This is a genomic window from Algoriphagus sp., assembly GCF_030694375.1.
In the GTDB taxonomy this organism is placed as follows: domain Bacteria; phylum Bacteroidota; class Bacteroidia; order Cytophagales; family Cyclobacteriaceae; genus Algoriphagus.
This window is the reverse complement of sequence record NZ_JAUXYL010000020.1, coordinates 347,714-365,519: the sequence shown is the minus strand read 5'-3', so window position 1 is coordinate 365,519 and position 17,806 is coordinate 347,714. Positions and strand designations below refer to the sequence as shown.

Here is a 17,806-nt window from a genome sequence, read left to right as displayed (position 1 = left end):
ACCTTAAGCCGCTAATCGGGTAATGAAAAACAGCTTTCGAAGAAAATATTACAGGATCGGTACAGTCAGTAAAAAATCACTGCAAGAAATCTCCTCCGATTCAAAATTCGGGATCAACTTTTAAATAAATGTGAGTATGAAATGACTTGACTTTAGCCTGTCCGTCAAAAATCCTTACTTTTGCCATAGACACTTTTCCAACCCATTACCTCCAAAAAAATCCACCATGTCCGAGGTTAAAATATTTGCAGGCACCAGCAGTCTTCATTTGGCAGAACGAATCGCCAAAAATTATGGCAAAAAGATCGGCGACTTAACGATGTCAAAATTCAGTGACGGAGAGATGTCGCCGAGTTTCAATGAGTCGATCAGAGGTTGCACAGTATTTATCATTCAAAGCACCAACCCTCCGAGTGACAACATTTTGGAACTTTGCCTAATGATAGATGCGGCCAAGCGTGCCAGTGCGTACAAAGTCTGTGCTGTGATTCCTTACTTTGGCTATGCCCGTCAGGACAGAAAAGACCGCCCCAGAGTCTCCATTGCTGCCAAGTTAATTGCCAATATGTTGACATCCGCAGGAGCTGACCGAATAATGGCTTGCGACCTACATGCTGGACAAATTCAGGGTTTTTTCGATATCCCCTTGGATCATTTAAATGGATCAGCTATTTTTGCACCCTATTTGAGCACGCTTAGGCTTCCGGATATGATTTTCGCAGCGCCTGATGTAGGAGGTGTGGCAAGAGCCAGATCTTTTGCAAAGCATTTTGAAGTAGAAATGGTCGTCTGTGATAAGCATAGAAAAAGGGCCAACGAGATCGCCTCAATGCAGGTAATCGGTGACGTAGAGGGAAAAGATGTAATTCTTGTAGATGATTTGGTCGATACAGCAGGCACACTTTGCAAGGCCGCACAAATAATCAAAGAGAAAGGAGCAACTTCGGTCAGAGCCATCGTAACACATGGTGTACTTTCGGGAAATGCTTATGAGAACATCGAAAATTCCGTATTGGAGGAGCTAGTCATCACCGACACGATCACCATGAAGCAGCATTCTTCTAAGATCCGGGTACTGACTGTTGCAGACTTGTTTGCAAAAGCAATTCATGCAGTGACCGGTAATACCTCCATCAGTTCCCTATTTATTTAAAAAACCAATTTAAAATACAAATACTTATGAAAACACTTGAGATTATAGGGTTTAAAAGAGCAAATCTCGACAGTGCCACTTTGAACGAAATCAGAGATTCAGGCAATGTTCCCTGCGTAGTTTATGGACCAGGTATTCCTGAACAAGTTCATTTTTACTCTCCAGCTATCCTTTTCCGTGATTTGATATACACGCCTGAAGTTCACTTGGTAGAATTGAATATCGAAGGTATGATCGTGAAAGCAGTATTGAAAGAAGCTCAATATCACCCGGTAAGTGAGGTTTTATTACACGCTGACTTCATGGCTTACACAGAAGAAAAAGCCATCAAATTCGAAATTCCTGTGAAAGTAACAGGTAGCTCACCAGGTATCGCTAAAGGTGGTAAACTGGAATTCAAGACAAGAAAATTAAAGGTAAAAGGATTGGCAAGTAACTTCCCTGACTTCATTACTGTTGATATTTCTGACTTGGATTTGGGAAAATCATTTAAAGTAAGTGAATTGAAAGCGCAAGGTTTTGAAATTCTTACTTCTCCAAATGTTTCTATCGTGACTGTTGGAATTCCAAGAGCACTTAGAGGTAAAAAAGGAGAATAATCAAAATCTTCCAAAGCCATTAAATCCTGCTCATTACTGGGCAGGATTTTTTATTTTCAAAAATTACTAGACCTGTCAGGTTTTGAAAACCTGACAGGTCTATATTCGATTAAAATTAAATCAAGCTTGACTAAATCGTTACACACGATTTTAAATTTAGTAAGGTGAGATTCTCCCGAAACAAGCCTATCTGCCGGTCAGGCAGTTTCGGGACAAGCTATTTGACCACTTAAAAACAAATTATAGACGGATGAAATACCTGATCGTGGGATTAGGGAACATTGGCCCCGAATACGAACTAACCCGACACAACATTGGATTCTTGACTGTAGACAGACTTGCCGACAAAGAAGGGGCAAGTTGGAAAAGTGATCGATTAGCATTCAAAACGGAAATCAAATACAAAGGAAGAACCCTTCATCTGATCAAGCCAACCACCTACATGAACTTAAGTGGGAAAGCTGTAAATTATTGGATGAAGGAATTGGGAATCACCAAGGAGAACGTGCTCGTAATTGTAGATGATGTCGCCATTCCTTTTGGCAAACTCAGAATGCGAGTCAAAGGAAGTGCTGCAGGACACAATGGACTCAAGAACATTGAGGAGTTGACTGGAGGACAAGACTATCCCAGACTTCGAATGGGGATCGGTGATGATTTCCCAAAAGGAAGACAAGTGGATTATGTATTGGGAAGATTCACCCAGAAAGAATTCGATGAGTTACCGATCATGATGGACAAAGCGATTGATATGATTTTTGGCTTTTGCACCATCGGGATAGCACAGACAATGACTCAATTCAACGATTGATTTCAAGATGAATTTGGATATGACCAAATCTCCCTTTTTCTTTGCAACTCATCAGGAGACTGATTTATAAAGAAGAGGCGAGAGAATAGGCTCGATGACCCTCTGGCAACCATCCCAAAATCGGTGAAAGGTGCCAATTCCTACCCTCAGCGGGAACTATAAATTGGCGTAATCACTACTGCCTCAATTCTGGTTCGAATTCTGTCTTTGGGAAAATTCTTTTTCAGTCCCGAGAAGTTTTATCAGTATTCAAACCGATCCTAACATGTCCCATTTCGAAACCGATTCGATCAGAATCCAGCAGCGTTCCAACCAAAAGGAGCATTCCTCCCCTATTTACCTGACTTCAAGTTTCACATTTGATTCAGCGGAGGAAGCCCGAGCCATGTTTGCGGATGAAATTCCAGGAAATATCTACTCCCGCTACGCAAATCCCAATTCCTCAGATTTGATCGAAAAAGTCTGTGCGGCAGAGGGGACGGAAGATGGAATTGCAACCGCATCCGGAATGGCTGCAATGTTTGGAAGTATCGCCTCGTTGCTACAGCAGGGTGATCACATCTTGGCTTCCAGATCTTTGTTCGGTTCTACCCACCAACTTTTAACTCGGGTATTTCCTAAATGGGGGATCAGTTCTACCTATGGAGATATTTCAGATTATCTAAATTGGGAAAAACTAGTCCGCCCGAATACCAAAATGCTTTTCATCGAGACGCCATCCAATCCCGGTTTGGAAATCATCGACTTAGAGTGGGCAGGGAAATTTGCTGCGACACACAATTTAATCCTCGTGGTGGACAATTGCTTTGCTACACCCTATCTCCAGCAGCCTACAAAATGGGGGGCACACATTGTCACGCACAGCGCTACCAAATATATTGATGGACAAGGCCGTGTATTGGGAGGATTGATTCTTGGTTCGAAAGAATTGATGAAAGAGGTGCAGTTTTTTGCAAGGCATACCGGACCATCGATATCACCATTCAATGCTTGGATTTTGGCAAAAAGCATGGAAACGCTAGCCGTCCGCATGGATCGCCACTGCGAAAATGCGCTGAAAGTAGCTGAGTATTTCGAAGGAAATTTAGAATTGGAAGCCGTTAAATACCCATTTCTAAAATCTCACCCACAGCACAATCTTGCTGTAAAGCAAATGAAAGCTGGCGGGGGAATCATCACACTAACGCTTAAAGGCGGGGTAGCTCGAGCGCAGCGCTTTATTGATCAACTTCAGATGATTTCAGTCACGGCCAACTTAGGCGATAGCCGTAGCATAATCACACACCCAGCTTCCACTACTCACAGCAAACTTTCCGCTGAGGAAAGAGCACAAGTGGGTATTGCGGATGGGTTGATTAGACTTTCTGTGGGTTTGGAGCATTACGAAGATGTAATAAAAGATGTGGAGCGAGCTATTGAAAAGTCGAAGTAAGAGTCTGATTTCTGATAAGATTTAAAAAAAGATCTCTTTAAAACCAAAAGGCCTCAAAATTTGAGGCCTTTTGGTTTTACCAAGTTGTATGTTTGAGTTTGGGGAATGCACGGATAACATCACTCAAACTTAGCTGTCCGACGAGATGACCATCTTTTAGAACTGGAAATCGACGGATTTTAAGTTGAAGGAATTTTTGAGCAGCATCAAAAAGCGACATCTCCGGATCCAGCGTAATCACGTCTGTACTCATGTGCTCTTTAACTTTCGCAGGAAATCTAACCGTATTGCTGTATTTCCCTTTAATGATTTCGGCAAGGCAATCTACCTCAGAAATTATTCCTACTAGAGCACCCGATTCATCCAAAACAGGAGCCCCGGAGATTTTTCGTTTCGCCAGCCCATCCAATACCTGATCTATTGTATCCTCCTCACGAAAAGTCACCAAGTTGGTACTCATGTGATCTTTGACCAAAATCTGCTGAATTGGGGCCTTGGGCTCGACCTCGCGTACCCCTTGAAAACTTTTTACCATAGCTTATTGATTTAAGGAAGATCAATAAGATACTGATTAATACGGAAAGAAGAAATTTAAAAAGGAGCTTAATTCAAAAGACAGACTTTTATACCTGTTGAAATCTAAAAAACAATTGATTATTTCCTTGTATTCCGTAGAATAATAAAAGGACTCCAATTGGCAGTTGGGGCCTTATATAATTCATCAAAAGCAAAAGTTCCTACTACCACATCCTGATCTCCATCTCCATCCAGATCGCCCTGAGTGATGGTGAGCCAATTAAAATTCGGGGTATTTTCCAGAATGAAAGGCTCAAAATTTCCATTTTTCCCCTGACTGAAATAAATCAAATCTTGCTTCGGTACTTCGTTCCTGTTTGGAAAGAATGAGATCACGAATAAGTCCAAATCTCCATCCTTATCAAAATCCCCTATCTCCAATCCGCTTGCACCTTGCATGGGATAGAACCATTTTTCAGTAAATTTTCCTTTCCCGTCATTCTCAAAAATCCTTACCCCATGGTAATTTTTCAAAATCTGGGATTGATCGGCATTGTTTCCATTGACTAAAATTAGGTCCGGAAAACCGTCCCCATTCATATCCTCATAGCGAAAATCACTCGATCCAAATGCGGGTTGAAAGCCTAACAACACCCTTTCTCTAAATACACCAGAACCCTGATTTTCAAAAAGAACAATTGACTCCTTTGCTTGAGTCATCACGGCCAAAATATCCATGTCACCATCTCGGTCAAAATCAACAGCAATGGTTCTTCTAGCTCCAGGATCTTTTTTTAAAATTTTCTCTTCAAAACCACTTAGGCCGGATAAGTATAGACTAAGCTTACCTAGGTGATTACCAAAATGAGAAATTACTTGATCTTCTTTTCCATCTCCATTAAAATCTGAAAATTCCACATGAACAGGCCGCATTAATTGGTTCCAAACAGTGGTGGCTTGCCACGTATTTGAAGTCCTAGAATATCGATCTAAGGATCCAATCGAATCATTTGCTGGGTCCATCAAACCCATGGAAAGTAGATCGAAAGTATTCTCCGATCTCCAAACAATCTCAACCGGCGCAACTGGAGTTGGGATTGAATCCAGTTGGCTAAATCCATTTTTAGGATCCAAGACAAAAAGTGATCGGAACCGATGGCCTAGCCAGAGATTCCCTGTCTCAGGATTGACCCGAACCATAGTAGTTAGACTCGGCCTAACAAAAGGAAACTCGGGAATTTCCAACTCAAAACCTGGGATTCCCTTTTTGGGAATAAGTTTTTCTGCTTGAGGAAGTGGGTTTTCAGGGGCATTTTCTACATAATAAGCCAAAAGCTTATTCCAGTTTTCCCGAGTGATCAGCTGCGATTTGGAATAGATCCCTTCAGGTACGCCCTCATCCTCGGGAAGTGCCGTCCCAAAATCCTCTTCCAGGTACAAACCCATGCGCTTACGCATGTCAGGCAAGACTTTGGTCTCCCAAGTGACTTTGTCCAGAATATTCGGTTCGGGTTTGATGTGACATGCTGCACAGTATCCATTTGCCAATTGCTCGCCGGTCAAGTTTAAATCAGATTGTGATAACTGCTGTAAACTTGGAGGCGGCTGCTTTCGCTCTGAAATCGGCCCACAACTCCAACATATCAACCCAACAACCCAGAGGAACTTTCGCATTTTTACTTATAAAACTGATTTAAACTCATTGACAAGCTCCGGATCAACTCCAAAATGCTGCGTAAAATCTATGGGCATGGATGAAAATAACAACCCTTTATTAACAAATTCATTAGGGGAGGGTTTGGCCACTTTGCACGAAGCATGGACTTCCTTCAATAATCCGCTCTTGTTTAGCATCGGTACATGTTCGGGTTTGGTACCTCCACCTGGCATAATGATGATTTGATCTTTCGCTTTTTCCAAAAGTTCTAAAATCACGGGAAGACCCTCGTTCAGGGTGTTTTTTCCTCCTGAAGTCAAAATCCGCTGGAATCCGAGTTCAATAATCTTTTTAAGAGAATCTTCCAAGTCAGCAGAAGCATCAAAAGCACGATGAAAAGTACAAGGCTTGTCTCCAGCTGCTCTTAGCAACATCTCGCAAGCGGCCTCATTTACCAATCCCTTTTCGTCAAGTAATCCAAAAACAAATCCATCTGCCCCAAATTCAGTCATCAGTTTAATATCCTGTTTCATGACGATTAGTTCTTTTTGAGAGTACACAAAATCCCCTCCTCTAGGTCTGATCATGACAAAAATGGGGATGTCTACTTCACTTTTTAGAAAGCGAAGCATTCCAACACTTGGTGTTTCTCCCCCTTCGGGAAAGTTGGCGCAAAGTTCTAATCGATCTATCCCGAATTGAGCAGCTTCTAACGCCCCTTGCAGATTGAAAACGGGAGCTTCCAGTAATATTCTGTCCATGGCTTAAAAGTGGCTTTTTGAATCAATCAACAAATTGCCGGAAGCAGTGGCTTTGGCAAAATTAAAACCAGGATGCACTGCAAAAGCTCCTGTTTCGCCATCTTTGTTAATAGCTAAAAATCCAGCTTGAATGTCTTGAATATTCTTGCTCTTGGTGACCAATCGTCTGACCGCTTCTTCGCATGCTTCCTGAGGAGACCTTCCCTGACGCATCAACTCCACGATCAAAAAACTCCCGCAAATCCGGATAATAGTCTCGCCCAAACCTGTGGCTGTAGCTGCACCCACTTCATCATCTACATATAGACCCGCTCCAATGATCGGACTATCTCCTACCCTTCCGTGCATTTTATACGCCAGTCCGCTTGTGGTACAGCTACCTGCAAGCATTCCATTGGAACCGATTCCAATCATCCCGATGGTATCATGATTCTCGATGTTGATGATGGGTTTGTATTGACTGGTCACTTTCCACTTGTCGTATTCAATCTGTGCTTTAGGGCTGAGGACTTCTTCCTCGAGGGGAAAGCCTTGAGCGATCGCAAACTGTCGAGCACCCTCGCCAGCGAGCATGACATGTGGTGTTTTTTCCATCACAGCCCTAGCCAAGGATATCGGATGCTTGATCTGTCGTACAAAAGCCACCGATCCACACCCTCCGTCTCCCGTCATAATGGAAGCATCCAGTGTTGTGATTCCCTCTCGGTCAGGCAAACCTTGGAGGCCGACTGAAAGATTGTCCATGTCTAGTTCAGTATCGCGAACTCCGGCTTCGACGGCGTCAAGAATGCTATTTGTTTCTTTGAGTTTTGCCCAAGCGGCTGCGTTAGCCGGGACACCATGATTCCAGGTTGATAAAATCAGTGGTATTTCTCCAGTCTTGGGATTTCGCTCATCAAATGATGAAAAAGCCGAAACTGCACCCGGTAAAAATAATGCTGATCCTGCTAGAGATTGCTTGATAAACTTTCTTCTTTGAGACATTGAGAGTATTTTAGAAACTGAGATTGAAATTATCAATTTTGACCCAAATCCTCCAGACATCTGTCCAAATACTGAAAACAAATCCCATGCGACCCTATATCCTGAAAGAAGCAACTTGGAAAGACCTCAAAACATTTCGCTATGACCTAGCGATCTTGCCATGGGGTGCAACAGAAGCGCACAATTATCACATGCCCTATGGGACGGATATTTATGAAGCTGATGCTATGGGAGCTGAAGGAGCAAGAAAGGCATGGGAAAAGGGATCTAAAGTCGTGGTTCTTCCAACCATTCCTTTTGGAGTAAATACCGGTCAGAGTGACATTTACCTAGATATCAATATTTACCCAAGTACACAGCTAATCATCCTAACTGATATTATCGAGGTTCTGAACAGACAAGGGATCAAAAAATTACTAATCCTAAACAGTCATGGAGGCAATAACTTTCAGCCTATGCTTCGAGAACTAGGATTGAGATATCCGGAGATGATGCTTTTTACTGCCAATTGGTTCCAAGCATTAGACAAGTCCAAGTACTTCGAAGAAGCCGGAGATCATGCAGATGAAATGGAAACTGCACTGATTCAATACTTGCATCCTGAGTTGATCTTACCACTCGAAGAAGCAGGAGATGGTGCAGAGCGGAAATCAGTCATCAAGGGAATCCGGGAAAAATGGGCCTGGGCAGAGCGTAAATGGTCTCTAGTCACTGAAGACACTGGGATCGGAAATCCAAAAAAAGCCTCCCCTGAAAAAGGGAGGCGATACTTTGAGGATGTTACAGACAAAATCGCAGAATTGATAGCTGATATCTGCGAGGCAAAAGAAGGAGAACTTTACAAATGATCAATTCATAGTGAAAATTCCCACAGGAGTCATTTCTCCCTTGTAATCGATCATTACTGCAGATTTGGTTCCTTTTGGAAGGATGATTTCTCTGGAAGATTGAGATCCAAAGCCTGAACCATGATTCAACTCAAAGCGCTGACGCTTTCCATTCTCCAATTCCAAAATTAACGCCATAGCATTTTGGCCGAAAGAAAGGGTTTTTACTTCTCCATTTCCAGACTTGAATGCCAGTAATTTTCCGCGGTTTTGTGAGGCAAAATAGAGAGGAGCTCCTGAAGCCAGACTTAACTTTACCAGAGCTTTAGCATCACCCGGTACTACGAAGCCGCTTTTCCTTGGACTGATAGCTTCAAAACCACCTTTTCCGTCACCAAGAAGCAGCAATCCTACAGATGCGTCTAGCCTTCCGATAAAGATCTCATTTCCATAGTCATTCCCCACCATCAGGATATCGGTAAATCCGTCACCATTGATATCGTCTGTTACAATTCCCTTTGTTGGAGCGATTTGAGCCATGATTGGCAATTCGTGGATCTGGAATTTACCATTACCAAGATTCTCAACCCAAACTGATCTGTCATAGTTGCCCGTCAAAATCAAAACATCTTGCTTTTCCTCCTCGGTAAAAAATGATTCCTCCGTGCTCAACGCGAAATACTTATATCGGTCAAATTTCCGGCGAAACATCGGGCTCTGACCAATCAGGTCATCCCAAAAGTGGCTTGGAAAGGAATTGTAAGTTCCACCTTGCCTGTCTTTGTAATAAGCAAACGTCACTGCATCAACACTTCCATTATTATCAAAGTCCTTTGCATAAATTTTCACAGGTCGTTCAAAACTTGGATGATGCGCATTGTTTGCCCCTAGGTTCCCTATAACAAAATCAGTATCCCCATCTTGATCAAAATCAGCTGTGGAAATAGAATTCCACCATCCCAAGTGATTTTCAAGACCGGTATCTTTAAGTTTTTCAAATTTATCTCCTTGATTGATAAAAAGGGTGATTGGCATCAATTCTCCGACTACAATCAAATCCACTTTTCCATCTCCGTTAACGTCTGTCCAAACTGCATCCGTGACCATTCCAACACTGCGAAGCTCCGGTGCTATGCGATCCGTGACATCGGTCAATTGTCCATTGATATTTCTTAGCAGGTAGCTTTTTTCCGGCAGAGGAAATTTACCAATAGGAGTTCTTCCTCCTACGAATAAATCCATGAACCCATCTCCATCAAAGTCAGCACCTCGGACAGTACTCCCATTTCCTTTAACAGCCGAAAAATTCTGATCTAGGGTGAAGTTCCCTTTTCCATCATTAAGAAATATTCGGTCAGTATATTCAGCAGCATCCGGTAAAAATTCAGGACTTCCACTGACCAAATAAAGATCAAGATCTCCATCGTTGTCAAGATCCAAAAGGAGAATACCCGTCTCTTCATAAATTGGGTTTTCAACGGGAAGAAGATCTTTTTGAACAAACTTTCCATCCTCTTGCTGGGCATACCAGATTGGTGAAAAACCCGATGAAGAACCGATAATCAAATCCTCAAGTCCATTGCCATCAAGATCTCCAACTGCTAAGACAGGTCCAAATTGTGTCAACTTGTGAGGGAGGGTGCGCTGTACATTGAAGTCATTTCTATCCTCTTCCTTATGAACAAAAGAAATCCCTAACTCCTCTGAAACTTCATAAACCAATTGCTTGGCTATTCCTAAATCAAGAATTGCGAGGCTGTTTTTTCCAGCCTGAGCGGAGGCATGATCAATCACTAAAACTTGGTTGGCGGGAACATTGGAAAGTTTGGACTCTTTTCCGTCTGGCCAAATCACCCTGAGTTCTCCGACGGTGTCAACCGAATCCAAACCAAAGTGAAGGACGTCTTCAATTGAAGACATATATCCCCTAACTACTTGCATTTCTTGGTAAAGAAGACTTTCAGTTGTGGCTCTCAGTAAAACTTTCGCTCCTAATCCTTGGGAATTGCCTGTAGGTCCTTTTAGCTTAATGCGGAGATAGTTTGGCGCAGTTTTGCTTTTGTTAAGCTTATTTTCAAATATGAAAGCAGGATCGTTGATATTATTGACCACATAATCCAAATCACCATCGCCATCCAAATCCACCAATGCAGCCCCATTTGAGAAGGAAGGCTTATTTAAACCCCAATTTTCACCACTGTCTTGAAATCCAAGATTCCCCGTGTTTCGAAATGCGTAATTAGGGATTTTCACAATAGGTATAGAGTCCAATAGTTGCCTATTTGTAGCAATGCTTCCCACATCAGCACGATAATTGGCGAAGTCTTTATCTGTAATATCCCTTGGAAATCCATTGGTAATCAATAAGTCCCTTTGACCATCATTGTCCACATCTCCAAACAGCGGAGCCCAACTCCAATCAGTCTGATAAACGCCAGCCATCAATCCAATTTCAGAAAATGGAACTCCAGGCCCATTATTGAGATGAAGCATATTGCGGACGTATTGGTATTCGTACCCCAACTGCTCGTTGTTAAGGTAGGTTTGATAGACGTTTTTACCGATTGTGGTCTTTTTTCGGTAATTATCCTCGCCTAGCATGTCGATAGTAATCAGGTCTGGAAGCCCATCATTGTTAAAATCAGCGATATCAGCACCCATCGAAAACTGACTTTGGTGCCGCAAGTTCTCTTTGGTCATATTGGAAAAAGTACCATCCTGATTGTTGATGTATAGAATATCGTTGGTGATGTAGTCATTGCTGACATGGATATCCGGCCAACCGTCATTGTTGACATCGGCTATTAATAGTCCAAGCCCAAACCCCTCAAAGGTAATTCCAGCTTCGATGGTAACATTTGTAAAAGTTCCGTCTCCATTATTTCTATAGAAACTGTCATTATTTATGGCAGACCCATCAGTTACTTTGGGTCTAAAGTTGGTAGGCATAGCTGTAAGCTGTTCATTATTTAAAACATACAGGTCTAGGTCTCCATCCAAATCATAGTCTATAAAAGCTGCCCCCATGCTATTACCGGGATCAGCAATTCCATATTGGGCTGCCATTTCTTTGAAAGTGACGTTTCCTAAAGCGTCCTTTCCTTGATTGACAAAAAGTAAGTTATTGCGTTCGCCCGGACCTTTCATCATTGCTGCGGCGACATAGATATCCGGCCATCCATCATTATTAATATCCACAATAACGCTTCCAGTACACCATTTTTCATTTGCCATGATCCCTGAAGTTTCGGATATATCTTTGAATTTGAAATCACCTTGATTCAGGTAAAGTCGGTTAGGAACTTGATTACCCGTGAAAAATAAATCAGGAAGTCCATTTTGATCAAAATCAGCCACCGCCACTCCTCCACCATTGAAAATATATTCATCAGTAAGGATATTGAATGTATCAGATTCAATTATTTCATTGTTAAAATCGATTCCTGTCTGGTCTGGAGATTTTAATTCGAAAAGGGTTGAATCTTTTTTACAGGCAGACAAGAGAAAGACAAAAACAACTATCGCTAAACTTAAGAAAGATTTCATGAGGTTTTTCAGGGTGATGCATGCAGACTTGAAATTAACATTTTCCGCAATGCGGAAAAAAGAGTTGAAGGAATTGAACATAAAAAATGGGAGGCTGTTGCCTCCCATTTTTTATAAAACTTAAATATGATGACCATTTAAAATCAAACTTTCGAATAAATAGATCATTAACCAGCAGATACCATTCTTTTTTAATTAAATAGAAAATAGTTTTCCCAATTTGAAATCTACATATGCAAAGAGAATAATTATTTTTTACTAAAAAGAGTCTACTCCTTCTATTCGAAGTAGACTCTTTAAAAGTAAAATTTGTGATTAATAATTTGGGTCTTGGGCCAAAGTAGGTTGCCCATCCTTCAGGGACCTATCTATTGCCTCTAAAGGAATAGGGAAAAATTCATTTTTATTTTTGGTAAATGTTCTTCCGCTTAGATACACCCGTTTTGTCCCCTCCACTTGGAGGTATTTATTCAATACATCGGCAGCAACTCCCCATCTTTGAAGGTCAAAAAAGCGATGTCCTTCCATGCTAAACTCTAGTCTAGTTTCAAATCTTACCGCCTTCCTAGCCAAACTTTTATCTGCCCAAGGAGTTGTGTAATTCTTGATATTATAATTGGCCGCTGGCGTACCACTTACAATGGTAAAATCATTTCTGGAGCTTCCTTGAATAGCTTTTGGAACAAAACCAGCTGGATTGGCTGCTCTGGTTCTTACCATGTTTACCAATTCCCTTGCTCTCTCTAAACTTCCTATTTCTACTTCAGCTTCAGCCAACCAAAGTAAAACCATACTATATCGTAGGATTCGATAGTTGTTAGAAGTAAGGTTTTGCCAGCCCCCTATGCCAAAACCTGCTCTTTCGGCCACATGCTTCATGGAAGAATACGGGCCCGCGTAAGAAACATCTCTGATAAAATCTGTACCATGGATTTTGAAATCCTTGAAAAGGATACCCGGTCTACCCAGCGAATGATCAATTCTTGGATCAAGAAATCCGGTAAACTCTGTTTGCCATGTCACATCAGAATCGTTGAAGTTGTCCAATAATGGAAGACCTGCTGGGGAAGTTTTAAAGGCATTGACCAAATTTTGAGATGCCTGGTAAAATCCACAGCATCCCCAAGGATCGGTATAAGGATGTGCTAGACCAACACCTTGATTTGATGCCTGATCATTTGCGCTATTGATAGCATACTGTATTTCAAAGATAGACTCGGCATTATTACGCGTAGTAACCTTGAAGTTGTCAGCATACCTATCCACTAAGCGATACCTTCCACTATTTACAATTTGATCCAAGAGAGCTTTTGCTTCAGTCAGCTTAGCGGCATTTGCATTTCCGCTAGCATCCCAACCCTGGTACATTTTTGCTTTTGCTAACATTGCCATCGCAGCCCACTTAGTAGGTCTACCTACCTGCGCTTGTGTTTCAGGTAAATTATCCATGGCTGCTTTCAGATCAGCCTCAATAAATGGCCAAATTTCCACATCGTTAGGAACCTTCGTGCTTTCAACATCATCTATATTAAAGACCTCATCACTGATGTATGGAGGTCTTCTCCACATTTTTCTGGCTTCCATGTGAAAAAATCCTCTTAAGAACCTAGCCTCTGCTATGATTCGGGTTCTAGTGGCATCGTTGATTCTTTCTACCTTTTTTAAAGTATTAATCGCATCGTTTGCCCTTGCGACTCCTTTGTACAGTCCTCTCCACTTATTTCTGATGTGACCATTGAACGCCTGAAAGTCATAGGCCTCAATGAAAGATTGCTCAGGTTGATCGCCCGCATCAGTACCCTTGTAAGCATCATCTGATGCTATACCACCAAACACCCAGTTTTGAACATCATTTTCCCAGGGAGCCTGACCATCTAATCCAGTTCCTGAAAGCATTTTATATGAACCTAAAAGAAGACCTTCGACCCCAGCCTCGGTAGCCAAGACACTGGAAGAAAATTGACCTTGAGGCTCTTTTGTCAAGAATTCATCTCCACAACTGATGGAAATAAACAGTAATAAGACAAATGATAATAACCTATATATCGTTTTCATAAAGAATAGATTTAGAAATTAAGATTAAGACCCACCAAGAAATTCTTTGAAACTGGCATATAACCTCCATCGAATCCTAGTGTGTTATCAGTATTTGTTTGAATTTCAGGATTAAGGCCTGAGTACTTAGTAAATGTCACCAAGTTTTGACCTTGTACATACACAGAAGCTCTTCCAAGTCCAAGTTTTGTCATAGTTGCAGAAGGCAAGTTATAGGACAACTGGATATTTCTGATTCGGAAATAGCTACCATCCTCGATAAAATAGCTGGATGGACGGCTACTTACTTGATCGTTTGCGTCCATGATTGGAGCTGTTGCATTTGGATTTGCAGCCACCCACTGAGATCTTGGAGCCGTAGGGTTGCTTGGTTGCCAGGCATCATAAAGGGCTGCCTTCGACCTGTTTCCCTGGAACGTGTTGAAATCCGCGAAATATCGAACATAGTTGAAGATATCATTACCAACAGAGCCATTTCCGAAAATGGTAAATTCAAAACTCTTATATCCCAAATTTACATTTACTCCATAGGTGAAGTCAGGGTGTGGATTTCCAATTACTGTTCTATCAGCATCTGTAATCCTACCGTCACCATCTACATCCTCAATTTTGAATTTGCCTGGAGCATTATATGAACCGTAAGTAGCGTGAGACGCTGCTTCTTCTTGGCTTTGGAAAATTCCCAGCACATTGAAACCATAATACGAAGACAATGGTAATCCAGCCTGAGTCAAAGTCACTGCAGGAACTCTTGATCCAAAACCAAAGAATCTAGTCCCTTCATTGTCATCTAGTTTATCAACAACATTTCTATAAGTAGAGATATTCGCCGATACATTATATCTTAATTCTCCGCCCTTAGCCGTATTTTTGTAACCTAAATTCAGATCAATTCCTTTGTTTGTGATTTGACCCACGTTGGAAGCTGGAGCACCTGCATCTCCTGCAGTGAATGTAATCGGAATTGTAAACAACATGTCGCTGGTAACTCGCTGCCAAACATCAAACTCCAAATTAAATTTATCCCCAAACATCAGAACGTCCAATCCTAGGTTGTTGGATGTAGTGGTCTCCCATTTCGCATTTGGGTTTCCGAATCTTTGAGCATCAAAACCGATGGTGGGTGATGAAGTGGATCCATCAATAGGATAACCTGCATTGAAAATATTTGATCTATAGGTAGTGAAGGCATTGTAATCTCCGATTGCTTGGTTACCTGTTTTACCCCAACCATATCTCAATTTCATATCTGTCACAAATGGCAATGCTGATTTTATTCCCGCTTCCTCCGATAATCTCCATCCTAAACTGAATGCTGGAAATATTGCATTTCTGGATGCCGATAAGAATCTTGAAGAAGCATCATTTCTTACAATTACCTGAATCAAATATTTATCATCATACGAGTAATTGAATTTACCGAACTGAGAAAACAAGCTGTAATCTCTGAACACATTTCCTGAATTCGTCGCTGTAGTTGCATCCCCTAGATCCAAATAACTTAGGATTTCAGGTGATTCAAATGCAAACCTTTGTCTTCCAGCTTGAAAAAATTCACCAAACTCAGTAATTGCTTCTGTTCCTACATAGACATCGACACTATGAATCTCATTAAATGTTTTGGCATAACTTAATACGTTAGACCATACCCACTGATATTGGTAATCATTTGTTGCTGTGGTGCTGTTAATAAAGTTTCCCTCTACATATTCTGGCTGAGGCCGACCTAAAAACCTTCCTCTACTGGTATTTCCATCGATACCCAAGCTTGTTTTGAATTGAATATTTTCCGTGAAGTCATAGGCTGCATAGGCATTACCAAAAACTCTCATTCGGTACGTTCTATTGTCCTGCTGACGGGAAAGAACTGCAAAAGGATTAAAGTTATTGCCTAGGTTAGCGCCTCTACTTCCGGCAAAATTCCCTGCTATGTCATATACCGGTAATAAAGGGTGATGTTTATATGCTCCAGAAACTGCGTTTTGCTCGTTCTGATTTCCAAATCCTCCTTTTCTATTATCAAATGTTACCGACAAATTTTCACCTACCGTTAATTTGTTATTATTAAGAATTTTGAATTCGGTATTAGCCCTCAAAGAGAATCTTTCGTAACCAATAAACTTAACAATACCTTCCTGATTAAAATAACCAGCTGATAAAGCATATCTTCCACTCTCGGTTCCTCCTGCTGCAGAAATTTGATAATTTTGAATGGGAGCGGTAGTGGTTACTTCATTCCACCAGTTGGTGTCTGCCGACTCAGTAATAGCATAAATGTTACCTGGTCTCAAAGCATATAGGTCAGGATTTGTTCTCGGGTCTCCTCTCATTGCGCCACTAGGAAACACAAAATCCGGAATCCTTACTTCCCCATTAGGCCCATACGTGTACTGTCCGTGGGAGGGAGTTTTGCCCGCATATATATCCGCCAAATACAAATATCTACCAAGCTCTGAGGCATTTAATACTTCCGGAGAGTTTCCAGATTGCTGAATACCATAATAAGTATTAAGAGACACCGATGGCTTACCCACTTTACCTCTCTTAGTTGTAATGATTACCACACCATTTGCAGCTCTCGATCCATAAATAGAAGCGGCAGACGCATCTTTCAAAACCTGGATTGTTTCAATATCCTCTGGATTAAGGTTTCCCTGTCTTTCAGTGGGTACTCCATCGATTACATACAATGGGTTATTGTTACCAATAGTGCCAAATCCCCTGATTCGAACAGTCGCTTCTCCTCCTGGAACAGCACTGTTAACAATATTAACACCTGCTGCCCTACCTTGAAGTTGCTGCGCGAAGGTGGTTGCAGGAATAGAGAGTAATGCATCCGTTGCTACTGTAGTTACAGCACCGGTGATATCTCTCTTAGACTGAGCGCCATAACCCGTCACTACGATCTCCTGTAAAGCACTTTCTGATAATTTTAGCTGGACATTGATCGAGGATCTATTTCGAACCACCTCTTCAATGGTTGCATACCCAATGAAAGAAAAAACCAATACAGATTCACTTGAAGGAACATCAATACTGTAATTCCCGTCAAAATCAGATATCATACCTGAACTAGATCCCTTTACAAGGATGGTTGCACCTGGAAGCCCAGACCCTGATTCATCCAGAACTTTTCCGGAGACTTTAATTTGAGCAAATACTTCAGAACTCGAAACCACTAAGAGCAAAAGAAATGCACATAAAATTTTGTGAACATTTTTCATAAACATAGGTAGATTGGGTAAAAGATTAACCTGATAAAATTCTTGTTAATTAATCATTAAATGGTTTGTGAATAATTTAAATGGCAGTCCTAAGTGCCTAATTTTTAAAAAATTCCATTCCGATTTACCGTGGTCAAAAAGACCTGCTTAAAAAACCAGTAGGTTTTAGTCTGATGCTTAATGAGAAAAGAATAAATTTAAGTAAAATAGATCATAGGCCTGAGCTTTGGGTTCACTTATA

12 protein-coding genes and 1 riboswitch are annotated in these 17,806 nt (G+C 41.4%); of the genes, 5 read left to right on the top strand and 7 right to left on the bottom strand.

The window, feature by feature from the left end; all coding sequences use genetic code 11:
* The first annotated feature begins 226 nt into the window (after positions 1 to 226).
* The 4 genes from Q8M62_RS06415 to Q8M62_RS06400 all read left to right on the top strand — a co-directional run bounded on the left by Q8M62_RS06415 (position 227) and on the right by Q8M62_RS06400 (position 3,995).
* Complete coding sequence (locus Q8M62_RS06415) at positions 227 to 1,153, top strand: ribose-phosphate pyrophosphokinase (protein WP_092729967.1); 927 nt, start codon at positions 227 to 229, stop codon at positions 1,151 to 1,153.
* A gap of 26 nt (positions 1,154 to 1,179) precedes the next feature.
* Positions 1,180 to 1,752, top strand: coding sequence for a 50S ribosomal protein L25/general stress protein Ctc (locus Q8M62_RS06410; protein ID WP_092729966.1), 573 nt, complete (start codon positions 1,180 to 1,182; stop codon positions 1,750 to 1,752).
* A gap of 250 nt (positions 1,753 to 2,002) precedes the next feature.
* Entirely contained in the window at positions 2,003 to 2,563 is a 561-nt protein-coding gene (gene pth, locus Q8M62_RS06405) for an aminoacyl-tRNA hydrolase (RefSeq protein ID WP_304900836.1), read from the top strand.
* A gap of 61 nt (positions 2,564 to 2,624) precedes the next feature.
* A riboswitch (SAM riboswitch) is annotated at positions 2,625 to 2,728 on the top strand.
* 100 nt (positions 2,729 to 2,828) lie between these two features.
* On the top strand, positions 2,829 to 3,995 hold the full coding sequence (locus Q8M62_RS06400; protein ID WP_304900837.1) for a PLP-dependent aspartate aminotransferase family protein: 1,167 nt from the start codon (positions 2,829 to 2,831) through the stop codon (positions 3,993 to 3,995).
* A 76-nt stretch (positions 3,996 to 4,071) separates the two neighbouring features.
* Here the strand turns inward: Q8M62_RS06400 and Q8M62_RS06395 are convergent, their stop codons facing one another.
* The 4 genes from Q8M62_RS06395 to Q8M62_RS06380 all read right to left on the bottom strand — a co-directional run bounded on the left by Q8M62_RS06395 (position 4,072) and on the right by Q8M62_RS06380 (position 7,913).
* Positions 4,072 to 4,530, bottom strand: coding sequence for a CBS domain-containing protein (locus tag Q8M62_RS06395; protein ID WP_304900838.1), 459 nt, complete (start codon positions 4,528 to 4,530; stop codon positions 4,072 to 4,074).
* Between the two features lie 119 nt (positions 4,531 to 4,649).
* Complete coding sequence (locus Q8M62_RS06390; protein WP_304900839.1) at positions 4,650 to 6,185, bottom strand: VCBS repeat-containing protein; 1,536 nt, start codon at positions 6,183 to 6,185, stop codon at positions 4,650 to 4,652.
* 6 nt (positions 6,186 to 6,191) lie between these two features.
* Positions 6,192 to 6,929: a copper homeostasis protein CutC gene (locus Q8M62_RS06385; protein WP_304900840.1), complete on the bottom strand. Its 738-nt coding sequence runs from the start codon at positions 6,927 to 6,929 to the stop codon at positions 6,192 to 6,194.
* A gap of 3 nt (positions 6,930 to 6,932) precedes the next feature.
* Positions 6,933 to 7,913 carry an isoaspartyl peptidase/L-asparaginase family protein gene (locus Q8M62_RS06380; protein ID WP_304900841.1) on the bottom strand — a complete coding sequence of 327 codons (981 nt, stop codon included), beginning with the start codon at positions 7,911 to 7,913 and terminating at the stop codon, positions 6,933 to 6,935.
* An 86-nt stretch (positions 7,914 to 7,999) separates the two neighbouring features.
* On the opposite strand from Q8M62_RS06380, the gene Q8M62_RS06375 reads away from it, so the two are divergent.
* Positions 8,000 to 8,761, top strand: a complete 762-nt coding sequence (locus tag Q8M62_RS06375; RefSeq protein ID WP_304900842.1) for a creatininase family protein — start codon at positions 8,000 to 8,002, stop codon at positions 8,759 to 8,761.
* Here the strand turns inward: Q8M62_RS06375 and Q8M62_RS06370 are convergent, their stop codons facing one another.
* The 3 genes from Q8M62_RS06370 to Q8M62_RS06360 form a co-directional block, all read right to left on the bottom strand.
* Positions 8,762 to 12,286 carry a VCBS repeat-containing protein gene (locus Q8M62_RS06370; protein ID WP_304900843.1) on the bottom strand — a complete coding sequence of 1,175 codons (3,525 nt, stop codon included), beginning with the start codon at positions 12,284 to 12,286 and terminating at the stop codon, positions 8,762 to 8,764.
* A gap of 315 nt (positions 12,287 to 12,601) precedes the next feature.
* The gene (locus Q8M62_RS06365) at positions 12,602 to 14,341 is read right to left on the bottom strand and encodes a RagB/SusD family nutrient uptake outer membrane protein (RefSeq protein ID WP_304900844.1); all 1,740 of its coding nucleotides are present in this window, start codon (positions 14,339 to 14,341) and stop codon (positions 12,602 to 12,604) included.
* 11 nt (positions 14,342 to 14,352) lie between these two features.
* Complete coding sequence (locus Q8M62_RS06360) at positions 14,353 to 17,565, bottom strand: TonB-dependent receptor (RefSeq protein WP_304900845.1); 3,213 nt, start codon at positions 17,563 to 17,565, stop codon at positions 14,353 to 14,355.
* Positions 17,566 to 17,806 lie beyond the last annotated feature (241 nt).